This window comes from Bordetella pseudohinzii, assembly GCF_000657795.2.
Classification (GTDB): Bacteria; Pseudomonadota; Gammaproteobacteria; order Burkholderiales; family Burkholderiaceae_B; genus Bordetella; species Bordetella pseudohinzii.
Window position 1 is genome coordinate 79,765 of record NZ_JHEP02000001.1, and the last position, 18,890, is coordinate 98,654.

Genomic DNA, 18,890 nt, shown 5'->3' on the forward strand with positions numbered 1-18,890 from the left:
CCTGTCGCCGTCGGCTTGATAAAAAAAAAGCGGAAAAGGGAAACCACCCCTTTTCCGCCCGGCAATTGCCGACAGGAACTACTTGGCCGTCTTGTATGTCACGCGGTAATTCTTGCCGCCGACATCTTCGATCTTCAGCAGGAACTTCTGTTCGGCTCCCTGCGCCGGCTTGCTCGTCAAGACCTTGCCGTCAAGCTTCATCAGCTGCTCACGCTTGGTGATGGTGACTGTTTCCGTGCCATTGGGCCCGGTGAAGGTCAGCTTGATGGGCTTGGCCAGCTTGCCGCCCACGTCTTTCATGAGGTTCATTTCGGACACCAATTTCTGCGCGGCCTTGACCTGTTCCTGCACGGCGTATCGTCCGCCCTCGGACTGAGGCTTGGGTTTGGCCTGAGGTTTCGGCTTGGGCTCAGGCTTGGGCTCAGGCTTGGGCTCAGGCTTGGGCTCAGGCTTGGGCTCAGGCTTCGGCTTGGGCTTGGGCTTGGGCTTGGGCTTGGGCTTGGGCGTAGCCTTCGGTCCGCCATCGACCTGATCAGCGGCCGGCGGCGTCACCAGCTCGGCTTGCTGCGGCTTGGGCGTGGTCGTCAGCGTCGTCGTCTCGGTCTTGACCGCCTTGGTCTTGACCGGCGGCGCCGGCAGACCCGGATCCACCAGCTCGGCCTGCTGCGGCTTGGGCGTGGCCGTCAGCGTCGCCGTTTCGGTCTTGACCGCCTTGGTCTTGGCCGGCGGCGCCGGCAGACCCGGATCCACCAGCTCGGCGTGCTGCGGCTTGGGCGTGGCCGTCAGCGTCGCCGTTTCGGTCTTGACCACCTTGGTCTTGACCGGCGGCGCCGGCAGACCCGGATCCACCAGCTCGGCGCGCTGCGGCTTGGGCGTGGCCGTCAGCGTTGCCGTTTCGGTCTTGACCACCTTGGTCTTGACCGGCGGCGCCGGCAGACCCGGATCCACCAGCTCGGCGCGCTGCGGATTGGACGTGGCCGTCAGCGTTGCCGTTTCGGTCTTGACCACTTTGATCTTGACCGGCGGCGCCGGCAGGCCCGGATCGACCTGCTCGGCACGCTGCGGCTTGGGCGTGGCCGTCACCGTGGCCGTCTCGGTCTTGACCACCTTGGTCTTGGCCGTCGCCGGCGGATGCTCGACCGGGCCATTCTTCTTCGGCTTCTGCTTTGTCTTGTCTCGCGTCGGCCTGGCCAAGGTCAGCGCGGATTCGCCGCCCGCGTAATACTCTTCCCGAGTCACCTCATACTGCTTGGCCTGGTCCGTATTGAGCGGCCCTTGGACGCCCTCGACGGCCTGCACCTTGGCGGGATCGCCAACGTCGACGGTAGCCCTGTGGACCGCCTCGACATGGTCGCGCGCATCGCGCCCATACTCGATACCCACCGTGGGCAGGCCCGTGGTCGGATTCACCCCGATCGACATGCCTCCCTTGCCGCCATCCTTGTCGATCTTGTCGTGCAGGTCGCTAGCGGTGATCTTGCTCACATCAACCGTGCCCGACTTGCCGCTCGCCGTCGCTCCGGTCAGGTCCAGCGTTCCGCCCGCTTTCAGGGCCAGATTGGCGCCCGCCTCGATGCCTGCGCGCTCCGCCACCGTCTTGGCATTGTCGTGGTGATGCTCGGCCGACCAGCCAACCGTGGGCGAACCCGAGAGTATGGTCTTGGTGTTGACGCTGGCCACGACGCCGCCGCTCCAGGTTCCGCCCTCTTGCTTCTTGTTGATATCGTCCTGCAAGCTGGCGGCCCGCACATCGCCCTGGACATCGACGTTGGCGTTTTCAGTCGCCTTGACCTTGGCGCCGATGAGCAGCAGATCGCCGCCGGCCTTGATGTCGATCTGACGTGCATCGGCCTTGCTGGTCTGATACGTCTTGCTGTCTTCGGTCGTGACCATGTGCGAACCCGACATGTCGGTCGCGACGCCCACCCCGGCCGAGGCCATGGGGGCATTGGCCCCGGCATTGATCGACGTGGATGTCCCCGTCGAGTGATCTTCGCCATGGCTGACGGTCCTGGATTCCGCCGCCCGCATCGCCACATCGCCCTTGGCGTCGAAAGCGAGCAGGTCTCCGCCCTTAAACTGCGCGCCGGCCAGATCGATATTGCCCTTATCCGCGGACATCTTGATATTGCCGCCAAAGGTTTGCGTGTTCTCCTTGGTCTCTGTGCTCTTGCTATGGCCCCACTCATAGCCCGCCTTCATCGATCCGGTGAGCGCGCCGGTGTCGGTCAAGAGCAGCTGCGTGGCCTCGGTCGCGGCCATCGCGGCGGCCAGCTCGGGATCGATCTTGCGCTTGGGGTCATCCACGGTTTGCGCGATCATGTCGCCAAAGCGCGTAGCGGTCGTCGCGACGGAAGAAGTCGCCTTGGCTTCGACGCCCATCGTGAAGCTCCAGTGCGAGGTCTCGGTCTCCTCCTCATCGACGTATTTGGTGGTCTTGATATCTCCCGCCGCGATCGTCAGTCCCCCGGTGGCGGCGCCCTCGGGCGTTTCGGAGCGGTCGCTATTGACGTCCGCGCCGCCCAGATCGGCTGTGCCCCCCACCTTCACGGCGCCATCGCCGACATTGAACTGGCCATTGGTATACGTCTTAGCTTGCGTCGTGCTTGCTTCGGACGACACAGTGAAGCTCGCATTCACGCGCGCGCCCGCCATCTTGCCGCGGCCGGCATACGACTGCTCGCCCGTTTCGCTGCTCACCGATGCACTGACCTCATAGCCGCCCACACCCACGGCGACTCCCAGGGAGAGATCGCGCTTGTCTTCGCGGGCGTAGCCATAGTGATGGTTTTCGCCGGCCTTCAGGCTGAGGTCGCCAGCGATATCGACGTCGCTTTCCTGGGCGTTGACCGCGCCGCCGACGACGCTCATGTCGCCGTTGACGTCGACCACCAGCTTCTTCGCGTTGAGCGTGCTTCCCTTGTCCGCGGCGCTGGCCGATTGCTCCACCGTCATGGTCTGCGACAAGAAGCTCAAGAAGTCGCCCAGCGCATTCTCGACCTCGAAGCTGTACTGCGAGCTCACCTCCTTGACCGCGTCAAGCTGGATCTTGCTGGCCTTCAGGTTGACTTCACCGTCCGACTCGACGACGGCCCCTTCGGTCCGGAGGTCCGTGGCGGCGAGCCTGACCGATTCCTCGCCCTTGACCTGGGGCGTGTCATCGCGCGCCACCAGGTTCCCCTTGTCGTCGTAGCGCATGCCGACCACGACCTTGAGCTTGCCTTCGGCCTCGAGATCCACGGTCTTGCCCTGCATCTTGCCGCCGACCACCCGCATATCGCCGGCCTTGATATTCAGGGCGCTGTCGCTCTGGGCGCCGCCCGCCACGCCGCCCGTGCTGGTGAAACTGGCGTCGCCAATGGCCGCCTTGATGGCATAGCTGCCCTTGGCGCGCATCTCGCGCTCGGCCAGTCTCTGGGCGGCCTTGGTCACGCGGGCCACGGCCGGCTTGTCCACGGCCACCGCGCCCGTGGCCATCGCCGCGGCGCGTTGCAGCACATCGATCAGCTGCTTCGTGGTCAGGGGCTCGCCCTTGTCCTTCTCCTTGCGCCAGTCGGCGGCACGCCGAGCCAGCAGACCGCTGGCGTCCTCGGCGGCCAGCGTCCGCTGGGCGACCCGGGTGCCGTCTTCGTTCAGGCCGACCGCGCCGCCGGCCAGATCGAGCAGATCACCGGCGCCCACTTGGCTGTCCCAGTAGAAGTCTTGCGCCCTGGCCTGCAGCTGAGCGAGTTTTTCCGGGCTCAAGGCATCGGGGTCGAACGACGGCTTGCCATCCGGGCCCTTGGACAGGATGCCGCCCACCGCGGCCAAGACCTTGGCGGCGGCGCCCTGCAACTGCCGCTGCTGCGCCTGCGCCAGCGTGTCGATCGCCGCGTTCAGGGGCGTCGCCAGCTCCTGGCCCAACTTGGCCAGCAAGGCGTCGCGCGCGGCCATTTCCTGCTTGGCTTCTTCGCTGCGGGTATCGATGTCAACCTTGCCGCCCACGAAAGCCGCGTTGTCCACTGTGACCGCGGCGCCATTGGTGTCGATGCGGATCGCATTGGCGGAGGCCATGACGGCGCCGCCCTTCTTGCGCATCTCGTCGGCGGCCTGCTTGCTGGCGTTGGCCAGATAGAGGCGCGGCATCAGGACCCTGGTGCCCTGGATGCTGGCCCAGCTGTACCAGACCGTATCCTTGTCCAGCTTGGCGATCTGCTCCTCGGTCAGGGCTTTGCCGACCACCAGGCCGAGCCGGGCGGCCTGCTCCGCGCCATTGTCCATCAAGGCCTTGACCGTCTCGGCGTCGCCGCTGCCCATGCGCCCTTCGACGCCACCCAGCAACCGCGCGCGCTCGCGCAGGATCCACTGCGTATCGAAATAGTTGTCGCCACTGACCTGCATGCCGCTTTGCGGCTTATAGCCCAATCGCTGGAAGAAGTAGTCCGACCCATAGAACTGCTTCTGGTCGATGAACTTCATGCGCGTCTCGAAATAGGGACGAGGCAGGACCCGCCCATCGGGCGCCGTGAGCGTAGCCGTATCCACCCGCTTGGGCGCCCGGCCAAACATGAAGCGGTTGCTCAACAGATCGGCCAGGACCGGATCCCGGAACTCCAGCGTGAAGTTGTCGGCTTCCGGCCCGGCAAAGGCCAGGTCCATGGCGGTCGGGTCGAATTCCCCGAGGTCCAGATCCAGATCGCTCAGGTCGGACGCGCCCGAACCCAGGTCGAAGCTGGCGTCCAGGGTGCCGGCCAGCGCGGAAACCGCCGCCTTGCCGATCTGGGCCTGCTGGCGCTTCTCGGCGTTCAGGCTGGCGGCGGCCGCATCCTGGCTGGAATTGCCGCCCATGACCATGCGCCCGCCGGCATGCTTGACGCCGTCATGCCCGGCCATCACGGTCTGCGCCATGGGATAGAAGTCCAGCGTCCCGCCGCGCTTGCCCTGCTTGAACTCGTTCCAGCGCTGCGAGGCGGCCTGCGCGCCCAGACCTCGCCAGTCGGCGCCCAGGGCCGCGGCCAGGACCTTCTCCAAATCGGGCGCCTGGCTCATGTCGGCCGACATGAGCACCGGCAGCAGGTTCTCCGTCGGCACATACCAGTAAGCGCCGCCCAGGCTGATCCATTTTTTGTGGTCGGCCAGGAGGAAATCCAGCATGTCGTAGAGCGAAGCGAATCGGCCTTCGTGCCCGCCGGTCGGCAAAGCGACCTCCATGACCCAGGAGCGGTAATTGCCCGTGTTCATCTTCAGATAGTCCATGACGCTCAGCTGCTTGGACATGGAGCGGTTTTCGACGCTGCCGTCGACGCGCAATTGCTTGCCGGCCAGCATCGTGCCCTCGTTGTGAACATGGGCTTTGTGCCCCTTTTGTTCGGCCTGGTTGAGGTTCATGTCGCCGCCGGCCCGCATCACGCCCTGCTTCACTTTGAGCGTGCTGACCGGCTTGCGCACCTCGAAATCGCCGATCTGCGTCTTGACCCAACGCCCGCCGCTCCAATAGCCCAGGCTCTTGGAGACGGTGACGCGCTCGTGCTCGCTATCGCTGACCCGCAGATCGCCCGAGAGCTGCGAGAGGTTTTCGATGAGCGGCGCGTCCGCGTTCAGGTCGCGGCCCGCCTCGATACGGCCCATTTCATTGCGCAGCTTGATGGCGGCCTTCAGCGTGACGTCGCCATCCTGAGAGATGATCCAGGCGTCTGTCTGGTTGTGGATGGTCTGGGCCGACAGGCTGGCATCGCCCCCTGCCCAGACCAGCGAGCCGGAATGGTTGTTGATATCTCCCGTGGCCGTCATGGTGAGCACGCCCGGCGTGGCGATCTGCTCGTAGTTGTCGATATCCCCCGCCGTGGCCTTCATGACGACGTTGCCGGGATTCTGCACGCCGCCCTCGCGCACGGCGATGGAGGCGGCTTCCAGGGTCAGCGTGCCGTTGGCGATGGGCGAGCGATGTTCCGCGTCGATGGTCAGGCCGGCCGGATTCTTGATCACCAGGGTCAGATCGTGACCGGCGCTGAACTCGCCCGTATTGCGGTAGTCGTGCGTGGTGGCCGAGAGATCGTTGCTGGCCCGTATGGTGCCGGCATTGGCCAGCGTCTGCGTCTTCAGGACGGCGTCATCGACCAGGATCTGGCCGCTGGCCTGGTTGGTCAGCGTTCTGGCATCGGCCGTGAGTTGCGCGACCTTGATCTGGCCGGCGTTGTCGATGTCCTCCTGCATCTTCAGGTCGGCGGTATCCGATTGGATCAAGGCGCCGTCCTGATTGCTCAGGCCCTTGCCCGACAGCGTCAGCTGCTTGGTCTTGATCTGTCCGGCATTGCGCAAGTCTTGCGACAGGGTCAGCGCGGCCTGATCGGCGCGCAGCATGCCGCCGGCCGCATTGCTCAGCGAGCGCGCCGTGGCGGTCAGGGTCTTGGCCGAGATGTCGCCCGCATTGTCCATATCCTCTTGCAGGGTCAGACGCACGTTATCCGATTGGATCATCCCGCCTTGGCGGTTGTTCAAACCCTTGGCCGCCAGCGTCAGCTGCTTGACCTTGATCTGCCCGCCATTGGCGGCATCGTCCCGCAGCGCCAGCGAGGCGGTATCGGCCAGCAGTGTGCCGCTTGCCTGGTTGTCCAGCGTTTGCGCGCTGGCCTGCAGTTCACCCTGGACCTTGATCTCGCCAGCGTTGCTCAGGCCCTGATCCAGGGTCAAGGCGGCCTGGGCGGCGCGCAGCGCGCCGCCCGCCTCATTGCGCAGCTCATGCGCCTTGAGCACAGCCTGCTCCTTGGCCATGATGTCTCCCGCGTTGACCAGGCTTTGCTTGAGCGTCAGGCGGGCGGTCTGCGCATGGATGCCTCCGCCTTGCTGATTGTTCAGCTCGCGGGCCGTGAGCGTCAGCTCGCTCTTGACCTTGATCTGGCCAGCGTTCGAGGCCGCGCCGCTTGCCGTGAGCGAAGCCGTATCGGCCAGCAACTGTCCGCCCGCGAGATTCTGGATCTTGGCCGCCGAGGCGGTCAGCATCCCGCTGATCTTGATCTCGCCGGCGTTGAGCAGCGCCTGCGTCGTCTTCACCTTGGCCTCGGTGGCATGCAGCTGGCCGCCCGCCTGGTTTTCCAGGCGTCGGGCCTGGATATCGGCTTGCTTGATCGTGATCTTGCCCTGATTGGCGATCTTGCCAGTCGCCGTCAGGCTGCCCGACTGATCACCGTCGATCTTGGCGCCGGCGCGATTCTCGATGCTGGCCGCCTTCAGGGTGAGCGTCTTGCCGCGCATGCGGCCTTCATTGACCATATCGCGGCCGGCCTGCGCCGACAAGGACGTCATGCTACGCATGACGGCCTGGCTGCCCAGGTTGCGAATATCCCGCTGGGCCGACAGATCGAGCTTGCGGGCCTGCAGCTTGCCGCGGTTGATGATATCCTGGCTCGCCTCCACGGTAGCCTCGCCGCTGACGCGAAGCACCCCGGCATTGCTGAGGTCCCGGGTGGTGAGCGTCATATTCTTGGCCTCGACGTTGGCTCCCGAGGCGAATTCCGTATCGTCAGTGACCGCGAGCTTCATGCCCCGGGCCGACTTCAGTATGCCGTCGACGTGCATGCTGCCGGCCCGCAGATCCAGGCTATGGTCGCCGCCGTTCTTGCCCAGGGCCATGAACTGGCCGGTCGAGCGGAACGCGCCATCGACGTCGACCCGGGCCATGCCGTTGCGCGCCGTGGCCACCCCCTCGCTATCGAAGCTTGCGCCGGCGATGGTCAGCTCAGCGCCATCGATGCGGCCGGCGCGCGTATTGACCATCGCGGGGCGGGCCGCCGCGCCGTCCTGCCCGGCGACACCCTCGATCAGGATCTTGCCCGTAGAGGCGACAAAACCGCTGTTGCTGAACGCGCTGCCGGCGCGCAGCGTCAACTGCTGCTCGCCGGCGCCGGGCACGACGCCGGCTCCGACCAGGCTCGAGATTTCGCCCTGGTTTTCGAGCTTTTCGCGCGCGCTGACATCCACCTTGCCCTGGGAGCTGAGTTCGAAGGTGTTCTTGATGTTCTGTGCCGATACGCTCAGGCCCTTTTTGCCTCGGACCAAACCTTGGTTTTCCATATCGGCGGTGAGATCCACCGTCATCTTGCCGGCCAGCGCCGCGATGACGCTGTTCTGGTTCTCCAACGTGCCGCCTTTGAGCAGAACATCGCCCTTGAGGGCGCGTATGCCCACATTGGAGCCCACCACATAACCATGGAGCGTCTCGCCGGTGCTGGCCTTCTGCACGACCGGGCGGCCTTCGATGACCTTGACCAGGGAGTCGGTGAGCACGGCGCCGGCGTCATCGGCCCCGTGCAGGCTGCCCGCCAGCACGATGCGCCCGCTGACGTCGATATCCACGCTGTTGGCCACGCCGTCCTTGCCCGTGACCTCGGCCACCGCGTTGCGCAAGACCCAATTCTTTGCCCTGACCTTGAGCGCGTCGGTCTTGAAACCGCGCGACAGGATGACACTGCCTTGTCGGGCCGAGATGTCGAGCTCGCCCGTCAGTTCGGAGCTGTCGACTTCCCTATTGCCGTCCGGACCCATGCGCAGGTCGCCCGACTCGGCGGTCAGGCGCGCCCCATTGCCGGTCACCAAGGCGTCCACGGCCAGGTTGCCACCCGCGATGGCCGACAGCTTGCCCGCCGTCTGCACCATGGCGGCCTTGACGTCGGCACGCGAATGCAGATCGAGTTGACGGGCCTTGGCGCTGCCGACTTCGATATTGCCCCTGGCATTGATCATGATGTCGCCCGGCGACACCAGCATGCCGGGCTGGCGCACGCCCAGGCCGGCGTCGGTGGAAATCAGCGAGATGGCCCTGCCATGCATGGCGCCAGCGGCGCTGCCATCGATTGCATATCCAGTATGCGCATCGGCCGCCCGGCGAACGCGGCGCACGGCGCTGCTCAAATCGCGCGTCGAGGTGTCGAAACTGCCGCTGCCGGCCACGGCCTTGATGTCGGTCGTGGCGCCTGTGCCGTCGCCGACCGCGCCATCGATACGGATCATCTTGGCGACCAGATCGAAGGTGCTCAGGCCGTCGGTGTTGACCCCGCCGCTGCCCACGGTGATATTGCCCCGGTTGACGTCCAGCGTGACCACGCCGTCACGCGCGTTCGGCACCCCCGTGGACAGGGTCAGGCTGTTGGTGTTCAGTGTGGTCAGGCCGTTGACACTGATGCCATTGGGATTGGCAATGATGAGGCTGGCCTTGCCGCCGAAGACTTCCAGCGTGCCCTGCAGGGTGCTCGGGCCGGTGCCGGTGACTTCGGAAAGAATGGTGCTGGCCAGCGCGCCGCCCAGGTTCGGATTGCGGCTGATCTGGCCGGCAACCTGGGACCGGCCATCGGCCGTGCTGTTGTTGAACACGGCGCCAGGCATCGCGGTATTGAATTGCTGGAAGCGGTTGTGCGACAGGCCATGGGCATCGGGCGCGGCGATATTGACAACCGGCACGCCGGAGGCCGAGTGATGCGTTGTCGTCGCAGCGCCGGCAGCCGGGACGATCTGGGCGGACGACTGGCCCTGCAGGCCAAAGGCCAGACACAAGGCCGATGAGAGCAGGCTCAGCCGGGCGGGCCGGAGCGCGCCCTTGCGCGCCCGCGCGGTCTTGCGGCGGCCGGCGGTCTTGATCTCGGAGACCGGGACATACATCCCCAGCACTTTGCTGAATATCAATCGGTAGAGTGAGGCGTTCACGGTGGATTCCTGCCAACGTTTTCAGTTTTTCCGGCTAATAGGGGTTCTTTTTCGCTTGATGGCCGGACTCGATAGGAAAAGACTGGGCGTATGATGCCGGCCACCTATCGGACGGAATACTTGATGCATTCCTAAGAATGTGTAGGAATGTTCTTAATAGATGCAGAACGGATGCCGGCCTCTCTGAAATCCATAGCCTGAAGTCAGGCAGTCGCCCGATCGGGGCGCAGAAAGGTAGGACAAATTAACCTTCACCATGGCGCGCCTGGGCCCCTGGGCTGTCTTGGGAAGCGCGTATGATTGACGGCGCGCTAGCGCTCACCGATAAGAAACAGACTCAAGGAGATCCCCATGCAACAGGCCCGCGCCGGCCTGGGCAAGCCATCCGGCCTGTCGCATCCCCAGGCCGCGGCCAGCCGTCCTCTGGTCGGCGTGCTGTTGCTGATCCTGTCGCTATGGACACTGTCCTGCCTGGACGCCAGCGGCAAATGGGTCATGGCCGCCGGCGTGCCGCTGCTGGTCCTGTGCTGGGTGCGCTATGTCGTGCACCTGATCCTGGTGACCGCGCTCATCGTGCCGGCGCGCGGCGCGGCCATCCTGCGCGCCAAGCGGCCCCGCGACCAGATCCTGCGCGGCGCGGCCATGTTCTGCGCCACCTTGATGTTTTTCACGACCTTGCGCTATCTGCATCAGGCCGAGGCCACCGCCATCAATTTCCTGGCGCCCTTGATCGTGTTGTCGGTCGCGCCCTGGATCCTGCGCGAGCCGCCGCGGCTGTCGCGCTGGATCGCCTGCGGCGTGGCTTTTCTGGGGGTGCTGATCGTCATCCGGCCTGGCGGCGGCCTGGACCCGGTGGGCGTGGTCTTCGGCCTGTTGACCGCGCTGTGCTTCGCGGCGCAGTTCATCCTGACGCGGCGGGTGGCCAGCGACGACGCCTATACTTCATTGATCTGGAGCGGCCTGGTGGGCACGGTCTGCCTGACGGCCGCCCTGCCCTTCATCCTGCCGCCCGCGCTGCCGGCGCTGGCGCAATTGAGCCCGCTCAACTGGCTGGTGCTGATATCGACCGGCCTGTCCGGCGCCCTGGGGCATTTGCTGCAGATCGCCGCCTATCGCAATGCCTCGGCCTCTACGCTGGCGCCTTTTGTCTACCTGCAGATCGTCAGCGCCACCACCATGGGCTGGCTATTGTGGGGGCACTTCCCGGATGCGCTGACCTGGCTGGGCATCGCCATCATCTGCGCCAGCGGCATCGTGATCGGCATGCTGGAATGGCGCCGCGCCGGCAGGCGCCAAGACCAAGGGCGCTAGGCCTGCAGGCGCCCGGCGGACAGCACCAGCTGGCGGTCGCAGCGCGCCGCCAGCTCGGGATCGTGGGTGACCAGCACCAGGGTGGCCCCGTGCTCGCGATGCAGGTCGAACATCAGGTCGATGACGGTCTGCCCGGTGGCCGCGTCCAGGCTGCCGGTGGGCTCATCGGCGAAAAGCAATGAAGGCTTGACCACGAAGGCGCGAGCCAGCGACACACGCTGCTGTTCTCCGCCGGAGAGCGTGCGCGGATAGTGATGCAGGCGCGCGCCCAGGCCGACCCGTTCGAGCATGAGCTGGGCCGCCTGGCGGGTGTCGGCGCCGGGTTTGCCGGCCAGCTCCAGCGGCAGCATGACGTTTTCCAGCGCGGTGAGGTTGGGCAGGAGTTGAAAGGACTGGAAGACAAAGCCCAGATGGCTGGCCCGCAGCCGCGCCCGCCCGTCTTCGTCCAGCGCGAACAGGTCCTGCCCGGCCAGGCGGACCTCGCCCTCCGAGGGAACATCCAGGCCGGCCAGCAGTCCGAGCAACGTGGACTTGCCCGAGCCCGAGCTGCCCGTGATGGCGACGGCCTCGCCGGCACGGATCGTAAAATCGAGGCCATCCAGTATGGTGAGCTCACCCGTGGCATCGGCCACGCGCTTGCCCAGACCCACCACTTCTATCGCGTTCCTGTTATCCATGCGCTCATTTTTCCGTGTTTTGTCCGCATCGCTGTTGACGCTGGCGCTGCTGCCGGCGGCACAGGCTCAGACCGCATCCGCCGCGCCGGGTTCCCATACCGTGCTGGTGGTGGGAGACAGCCTGTCGGCCGAATATGGCCTGGCGCGCGGATCCGGCTGGGTGCCCCTGCTGGCCCGCCGTCTGTCTGAACAATACCCGAATTACCAGGTCGTCAACGCCAGCATCAGCGGCGACACCACCAGCGGCGGCAAGGCGCGCCTGCCTGCCTTGCTGGCCCGGCATGCGCCCGCCGTGGTCGTGCTGGAGCTGGGCTCCAACGATGCCCTGCGCGGCCTGGCCCTGACCATGACCGAAAGCAATCTCAGCGCCATGACGCAGCAGGCCAAGTCGGCCGGCGCGCGGGTGCTCATCGTCGGCATGCAAATCCCGCCCAACTATGGCCGGGACTACGCCGAGCGCTTTGCCCGCGTGTTCCAGACCGTGGCGCAACAGGAGAACGCGGCGCTGGTGCCTTTCCTGATGGAAGGGATGGCGACGGACCGGGCGCTCTTTCAGGCTGACGGGATACACCCCAATGAAAAGGCCCAGCCGACGCTGTTGGACAACGTCTGGCCGGGCCTGGAACCCTTGCTGCGCGCGGATCAGCCTTCGGCGGGCTGACCTCCCTTGATGACGGGAGACGCGGCGGGCAGGATCTGGACCTTATAGGCTTCGCGCAGCATCTTGAGGACCGCCTGGTCCTCGGCCTCGCCCCAGGCGCTGCCCAGCTGGCGGCCCAGCATCGCGGCGCCCTGGGCATCCGGCTGGCCGGCCTCGACCTTTTCGAGGCGGACCAGCACATAGTCATTGCCCGAGGCCACGCCGGTAAAGGCCGGCAGCTTGGCGGCATCCAGGCGCATGGCGGCGTCCACCAGATTGCTCGGCAGATTGGCCGGATCCTGGCGGGAGATGGTCAGCGCCGCGGCGAAACCTTCGGCCTGGCCCTGGGCTTGCAACGCCTTCAGGGCCTGTTCGCCGGCTTCGCGGGCGGCCTGGGCCGAGCGCTCATCCAGCAGGCGGGCGCGGATGCTGTCCTTGACCTTGTCCAGCGGCGGGATCTGCGAGGGCTCGACCGCCGCCACGCGCAGGGCCAGCAAGGTGTCCGGGGCCAGTTCGATGACGCCGGTATTCTGTTTTTCGCGCAGCACGTCGGCGGCGAACAAGGCCTGGCGCACGCGCGGATTGTCCAACTTGGCGGCATCGGGGCTGGCCGAGGCCGAGCCCGCGCCCACCTGGTCGGCGGGCAACAGGCCGCCGCGGCTGATGCCGGCCGCCGTGCGCAGCTTCAGGCCCAGGGCGTCGGCGGCGGGCTGCAGGCTGTCGCGCTGGTCGTAGACGGCGCCTTGCAGCTTGGTGGCCATTTCGGCAAAGCGGGCCGAGGCCAGCTGCTTGCGGATCTCGGCGGTGATCTGCTCCTTGACCTCGGCCAGGGGCTTGATCTGCGCCGGCTTGATGTCGGTGACCTTGATCACGTGGAAGCCGAACGGGCTTTCCACCACGCCGGAGACCGCATCCTTGGCCAGGCCGGCGACGGCCTGCTGCACGCTGGGCGGCACCGAATTGGCGGCAATCCAGCCCAGGTCGCCGCCCTGGGCGGCCGAGCCGGCATCCTGCGAGGCTTGCTTGGCCAGGTCGGCGAAACCGGCCGGGTTGGCGGCGGCCTGGCGGGCGATATCCTCGGCCTTGGCGCGGGCCGCCTTGCGCGCATCCTGCGATTCGCCGGCCGCGGCATTGATCAGGATATGGCTGGCGCGGCGCTGCTCCGGCGTGCCGAAGCGGTTCTTGTTCTGTTCGTAATAGGTGGCGACGTCCTCGTCCTTGACCTCGATGCCCTGGGTGGCGGCGGCTTCGTCCAGAACCAGGTACTGCGCCTGGACCTGCTCGGGCACGCGCAGCGACTCCTTGTTGGCGTCGTACCAGGACTGGATGTCCTGCGGCGTCACGGTGACCTTGGAGCGGTAATCGGCGGCGGCAAAGCTGCGCAGCTGGATGGTGCGCTTCTGGGTCAGGGCCTGTTCGATACCCTGGACCACGGCTTGCGGCGCGCGCGCCGACAGGCCCACGGGTTCAAGCACGCGGGCCACGGCCAGGTCGCGGCGCAGGCCGTTTTCAAAGGCCGTGGGCGACAGGCCCTGGGCGGCCAGCACCTGGCGATAACGTTCGGGCGAGAAACGGCCATCATCCTGGACCTGCGGGATGGCGGCGATGGTGTTGCGCAGCGTCTCGTCCGAGACCGAGAAGCGGTTGTCGAGGGCGACCTGGGCCAGCAGGCGCTGGTCGATCAGCTGATTGAGCAGCTGTTCGCGCATGGCGGGCGTGTCGAGCACGGCAGGGTCGAATTGCGTACCCAGGCGCTGGCGGAATTGCTCCAGCTGGTTGCGGTGGGCCATGTCGAATTCCGACTGTTTGATTCCCTGCCCCGCGACAGTGGCCAGCTCGGGTTCGCCATTGACGAAATGGGTGTAGCTCTGCACGCCGACCAATGCGAACGACGGCACGATCAGAAGCAGCAGGATGAACTGCATCCAACGCCGATGGGTGCGAATAAATTCAAACATGTATTTCCTGTTGCCAGATTGGCGCGGCCCCGTGCCAAGCCAAAACGCATAAAAAAAGGCGAACACAATTCGCCCGGACGCTCGCCCGGACCCCGCAGCGCTCTTTGCAGAACCGTGCCGGGCCAGCCGCCGGAGTTTACCACCTCCGGGGCCCCTGCCCACCCCCTGCGGGAGCAAGCCCCGTCCCTCGTTAGGGAGTATGCTTGCAAGCCGTGAAACCCGCTGTTTCCGACCTGTATTTCTTGCTTGAGGTCTTGCACATGACGTCCCCCCTGCCGGCCTGGCCCTATTCTCCTTATATCGCCCATCGCGGCGGCGGCCATTTGGCCCCCGAAAATACCCTGGCGGCCATGCATGTCGGCGCGGCGCAGGGCTTCACGATGTTCGAGTTCGACGTGAAGCTCAGCCGCGACAATGTCGCCATCCTGATGCACGACGACAACGTCGACCGCACCACGAACGGCCGCGGGCCGGCCCGGGACATGAGCTATACCGAACTCTCGTTGCTGGACGCCGGCAGCTGGCACTCGCCCGCCTATGCCGGCGAGCCGGTGCCCAGCTTTGTCTCGGTCGCGCGCTACACGCGCGCCAACGGCATCGCCTGCAATGTGGAGATCAAGCCCTGCCCGGGACGGGAGGCCGAGACCGGCGCCGAAGTCGCGCGCCTGTGCGCCGAATACTGGCAAGGCGCCGCCGTCCTGCCCCTGCTTTCTTCCTTCGAGGAGCCCTCGCTGGCCGAAGCCCAGCGCGTCGCCCCGCAGCTGCCCCGCGCCCTGCTGGTCGAGAAAGTGCCCGCCGACTGGCGCGAACGCCTGGCGCATCACGGCTGCATCGCCCTGAACATCAACCAGAAGGACGCCACGCCCGAGCTCATCGACGCCGTGCATGCCGCCGGCTACCGGATCGCCGCCTGGACGGTCAATGATCCGGCCCGCGCCCGCGAACTGCTGGGCTGGGGCATGGACGCCATCTTCACCGACAAGCTGGCCGATATCCGGCCGACGGCATAAAGGGCCGCCGTGTTCAGTTACCGCCACGCTTTTCATGCCGGCAACCACGCCGACGTCCTCAAGCATGCCATCCTGATCCACACGCTGGCGTATTTCAATCGCAAGGACGCGCCCTATTGGGTGGTCGACACCCATGCCGGCGCCGGCCTGTATGCCCTGGACAGCGACTGGGCCAGCAAGAACGCCGAATTCGCCGACGGCATCGGCCGGCTGTGGGAGCGCGATGACCTGCCTGCCCTCCTGGCCGATTATGTGGCCCAGGTGCGGGCCTACAACCCTTCGGGCAAGCTGCGCCACTACCCCGGCTCGCCCTGGCTGACGCTGGACGCCTTGCGCGACCGCGACCGCCTGCGCCTGTTCGAGATGCACCCGAACGAATCCGGCATCCTGGTCAACAACCTGGAGCAGCGCGACCGGGTGTCGCTGCGCCAGACCACGGTCTATTCCACCGACGGCTTCGAAGGGATGAAGGCGCTGCTGCCGCCGCCCACGCGGCGGGGCATGGTGCTCATCGATCCTTCCTATGAAGACAAGCAGGACTACCGCCGCACGCTGACGGCGGTCAAGGAAGGCATCAAGCGCTTTGCCACCGGCACCTATGCCGTGTGGTATCCGCTGGTGCAGCGACGCGAGGCCGGCGAGATGGCCCGCCTGCTCGAACGCCTGCCGGTCAAGAGCTGGCTGCATGCCACCCTGAGCGTCAAGCGTCCGGCCGCCGACGGCTTCGGCCTGCACGGCAGCGGGATGTTCCTGGTCAACCCGCCCTGGACGCTGGAAGCCGCCCTCAAGGAGGCCATGCCCTATCTGGCGCGCGAATTGGCCCAGGACGACCGCGCCGGGTTCACGCTGCAATACGTGGAAAACCCCGGACGCGCCGCCTGAACCGCCACCCTCAGGCGGCGCGCCGCGCGCCGGCCTGGGCCAGGCGGGCCGCCGCATCGCGCAAGGCGGTGCGCAAACCCTCCTCCACCACCGGATGGTAGAAAGGCATCTCCAGCATCTGGGCGATGGTCAGCTCCTGCTGCGCCGCCCAGGCCAGCAGATGGCCGATATGCTCGGCGCTGGGGCCTATCATCTCGGCGCCCAGGAAACGGCCCGTGGCGATGTCGGCATAGACATGCAGCATGCCGCGGTTTTTCAGCATCACGCGCGAACGCCCCTGGTCGCCGAAATCCACCGCGCCGGTCACGAACTGGCCGGTCTGCAGGCGCGCATGGGGCGTGCCCACCAGCGCGATCTGCGGGTCCGAAAACACCACGCCCAGCGGCGCGCGCCGCAGGCCCGGGCGCCGCTCGGGATAGCGCGCGGCATTCTCGCCCGCGATGCGGCCTTCGTCGGCCGCCTCGTGCAGCAAGGGCGCATCGGCGTTGGCATCGCCGGCGATGAAGATGGCCGAGTCGCCGGCCTGCATGGTCAGTCGGTCATAGTGCGGCACCCCGCGCCCGTCGAGCTTGAGCGTGGTGTTCTCCAGGCCCAGCTGGTCGACATTGGGCCGGCGGCCCGTCGCCACCAGCGCATACTCGAAGCGCTCGACGCGCTCGGTATTGTCCAGGGCGATATAGCGGATCTCGACCTCGTCGCCGACGCGCTGGGTCTCCAGCACCCGGGCATCCGGATCGAGGTAGAACTCGCCCTGGAAGATCTTGCGCGCGGCCTGGCGCACGGCCGGGTCGCTAATGCCGCCCAGGCTGCCGCTCACGCCGAAGACACGCACTTTCACGCCCAGGCGCGCCAGCGCCTGGCCAAGCTCCAGGCCGATGACGCCCGGGCCGAAGACCGCCACGCTGGCCGGCAGCGTGTCCCAGGCGAAGACATCGTCATTGACCACCAGCCGGTCGCCCAGGGACAGGAAAGGCGCGGGAATGGCGGGCCGTGAGCCCGTGGCGATGACCACGCGGGAGGCATGCACCTCGGTGTGGTCGTCCACGCGCAGCACTGTGTCGCTCACAAAGCGCGCATAGCCATGCAGCTTGTCCTCGGCGGGCAGATTCTCCACGCCTTCGAGCACAAAGCCCACGAAACGGTCGCGCTCGCGCTTGACCCGGTCCATCACGGCGGGGCCGTCCACGCTCACCGCGCCGGCCACCCGCACGCCAAAGGCATCGGTGTGGCGGGCCGCATGGGCCGCCTCGGCGGCCGCGATCAAGAGCTTGGAGGGCATGCAGCCCACGCGGGCGCAGGTGGTGCCATAGGGGCCGCCCTCGATGATGACGGCGCGCTTGCCGGCGGCGCGCGCCGCCCGGTAGGCCGCCAGGCCGGCCGTGCCGGCGCCGATGACAGCGATATCGGTATGGAGGGTTTTCATGTCTGTCCTTTGATCTGCAAGCGCGCATGCCCGCCGGCCACCGCGCAAGGCGGCCGGCGGGCACGACGCAAGGGAGAGGGAAGCGCGGGGCCTGACCGCCCCGCGGCGATCAGGCGAAGTGCGCCTTCAGATCGTCCAGGCCGCCGATGAGCTTGCCGTTGATGAAGACCTGCGGCGCGGTGCCGCGGCCCGAGACGGCGCCGATCACGCGGCCGCGCACCTTGTGCTCCAGCGGGATCTCGATGGGGTCATAGCCCTTGGCGTCCAGCAAGGCCTTGGCCTCGACGCAGAAGGGGCAACCCGGCTTGGAGAACACCACGACCTGGTCAGGCTTCTTGGCGGCCGGAGCAAGATAGGCCAGCATGGTGTCGGCGTCCGAGACTTCGAAGGGATCGCCGTCCTTCTCGGGCTCGATGAACATCTTCTTGACCACGCCGTCTTCGACCAGCATGGAGTAGCGCCAGCTGCGCTTGCCAAAACCGAGGTCGCTCTTGTCGACCAGCATGCCCATGCCGGCGGTGAACTCGCCATTGCCGTCGGGCAGCAGGGTGATGTTGGCGGACTCCTGGTCCTTGGCCCATTCGTTCATCACGAAGGTGTCGTTGACCGACACGCAGATGATGTCGTCCACGCCATTGTCGAAGAAGGTCTGGGCCAGCTCGTTGTAGCGCGGCAGGTGGGTCGAAGAGCACGTGGGCGTGAAGGCGCCCGGCAGGGAGAACACCACCACCGTTTTGTTCTTGAACAGGTCGTCGGTGCTGACCTTTTTCCAGGTGTTGTTCTCGCGGACGGGGAAAGTCACGTTCGGGACACGTTGGCCTTCGTGGTTTTGCAGCATCTAGTTCTCCTGAGGTGTTGGGAAGGCGGCGTCTGGGCACCACCGAAGGCTTAACTTTAGATTTTTACTATCAATTAGTCTAATTTAATTATTTCAATTGATTGATAGCTAATCCCAATCACCTCAGGAAAATCAATTATTGTTTTTGGGGATCATAACCGGCTTCGCGGATGGCGGCCTCGATGGCGGCCGCCTGGCCGGCGGGACTCACCGTGACGCGGTGGGCGGACAGGTCCACCTCGACCGTGGCGCCGGGCACGGCCTGCTGCACGGCCTGGGTAATGGATTTGACGCAATGGCCGCAGGTCATATTGGGGACAGTAAAGACAACGCTCATGTTCGACTCCTGGAAAGGGTGGCGACAGGCCACCGCAACACCGAGCTTAAAGATTCCCACAATGGGAAGGTCAAGCATAAAATAACGGTTGACCTTCCCATTATGGCAAGGATCAGACTGCATGCATCGCAGACTCATG

At 66.1% G+C, this 18,890-nt stretch carries 10 protein-coding genes; 4 read left to right on the forward strand and 6 right to left on the reverse strand.

The genetic code is table 11. From position 1 onward, the window contains the following. Positions 1-78: 78 nt before the first annotated feature. Positions 79-9,675, reverse strand: a complete 9,597-nt coding sequence (locus L540_RS00360) for a two-partner secretion domain-containing protein (protein WP_156185328.1) — start codon at positions 9,673-9,675, stop codon at positions 79-81. Between the two features lie 351 nt (positions 9,676-10,026). Between L540_RS00360 and L540_RS00365 the strand changes: the two genes are divergently transcribed. Then, positions 10,027-10,986, forward strand: a complete 960-nt coding sequence (locus L540_RS00365) for a DMT family transporter (RefSeq protein WP_043209127.1) — start codon at positions 10,027-10,029, stop codon at positions 10,984-10,986. On the opposite strand, the gene L540_RS00370 is transcribed toward L540_RS00365, so the two are convergent. Further along, complete coding sequence (locus L540_RS00370) at positions 10,983-11,663, reverse strand: ABC transporter ATP-binding protein (protein ID WP_043209128.1); 681 nt, start codon at positions 11,661-11,663, stop codon at positions 10,983-10,985. The genes L540_RS00365 and L540_RS00370 overlap by 4 nt on opposite strands. Between L540_RS00370 and L540_RS00375 the strand changes: the two genes are divergently transcribed. Next, positions 11,662-12,324, forward strand: a complete 663-nt coding sequence (locus L540_RS00375; protein WP_043209130.1) for an arylesterase — start codon at positions 11,662-11,664, stop codon at positions 12,322-12,324. The genes L540_RS00370 and L540_RS00375 overlap by 2 nt on opposite strands. Here L540_RS00375 and L540_RS00380 read toward each other — a convergent pair. Further along, positions 12,306-14,261 (reverse strand): SurA N-terminal domain-containing protein, encoded by a 1,956-nt coding sequence (locus L540_RS00380; RefSeq protein ID WP_043209132.1) that lies wholly within the window; start codon positions 14,259-14,261, stop codon positions 12,306-12,308. The genes L540_RS00375 and L540_RS00380 overlap by 19 nt on opposite strands. Positions 14,262-14,521: 260 nt before the next feature. Between L540_RS00380 and ugpQ the strand changes: the two genes are divergently transcribed. Both ugpQ and L540_RS00390 read left to right on the forward strand, forming a co-directional pair. Further along, on the forward strand, positions 14,522-15,271 hold the full coding sequence (gene ugpQ, locus L540_RS00385) for a glycerophosphodiester phosphodiesterase (RefSeq protein ID WP_043209430.1): 750 nt from the start codon (positions 14,522-14,524) through the stop codon (positions 15,269-15,271). A 9-nt stretch (positions 15,272-15,280) separates the two neighbouring features. Further along, positions 15,281-16,153, forward strand: coding sequence for a 23S rRNA (adenine(2030)-N(6))-methyltransferase RlmJ (locus L540_RS00390; protein WP_043209134.1), 873 nt, complete (start codon positions 15,281-15,283; stop codon positions 16,151-16,153). A gap of 10 nt (positions 16,154-16,163) precedes the next feature. On the opposite strand, the gene L540_RS00395 is transcribed toward L540_RS00390, so the two are convergent. The 3 genes from L540_RS00395 to L540_RS00405 form a co-directional block, all read right to left on the reverse strand. Continuing rightward, positions 16,164-17,576: a dihydrolipoyl dehydrogenase gene (locus tag L540_RS00395; RefSeq protein ID WP_043209135.1), complete on the reverse strand. Its 1,413-nt coding sequence runs from the start codon at positions 17,574-17,576 to the stop codon at positions 16,164-16,166. Positions 17,577-17,685: 109 nt separating this feature from the next. Further along, on the reverse strand, positions 17,686-18,414 hold the full coding sequence (locus tag L540_RS00400; RefSeq protein WP_043209140.1) for a glutathione peroxidase: 729 nt from the start codon (positions 18,412-18,414) through the stop codon (positions 17,686-17,688). A 136-nt stretch (positions 18,415-18,550) separates the two neighbouring features. Next, positions 18,551-18,751, reverse strand: a complete 201-nt coding sequence (locus L540_RS00405; protein WP_043209141.1) for a heavy-metal-associated domain-containing protein — start codon at positions 18,749-18,751, stop codon at positions 18,551-18,553. Positions 18,752-18,890: the final 139 nt, after the last annotated feature.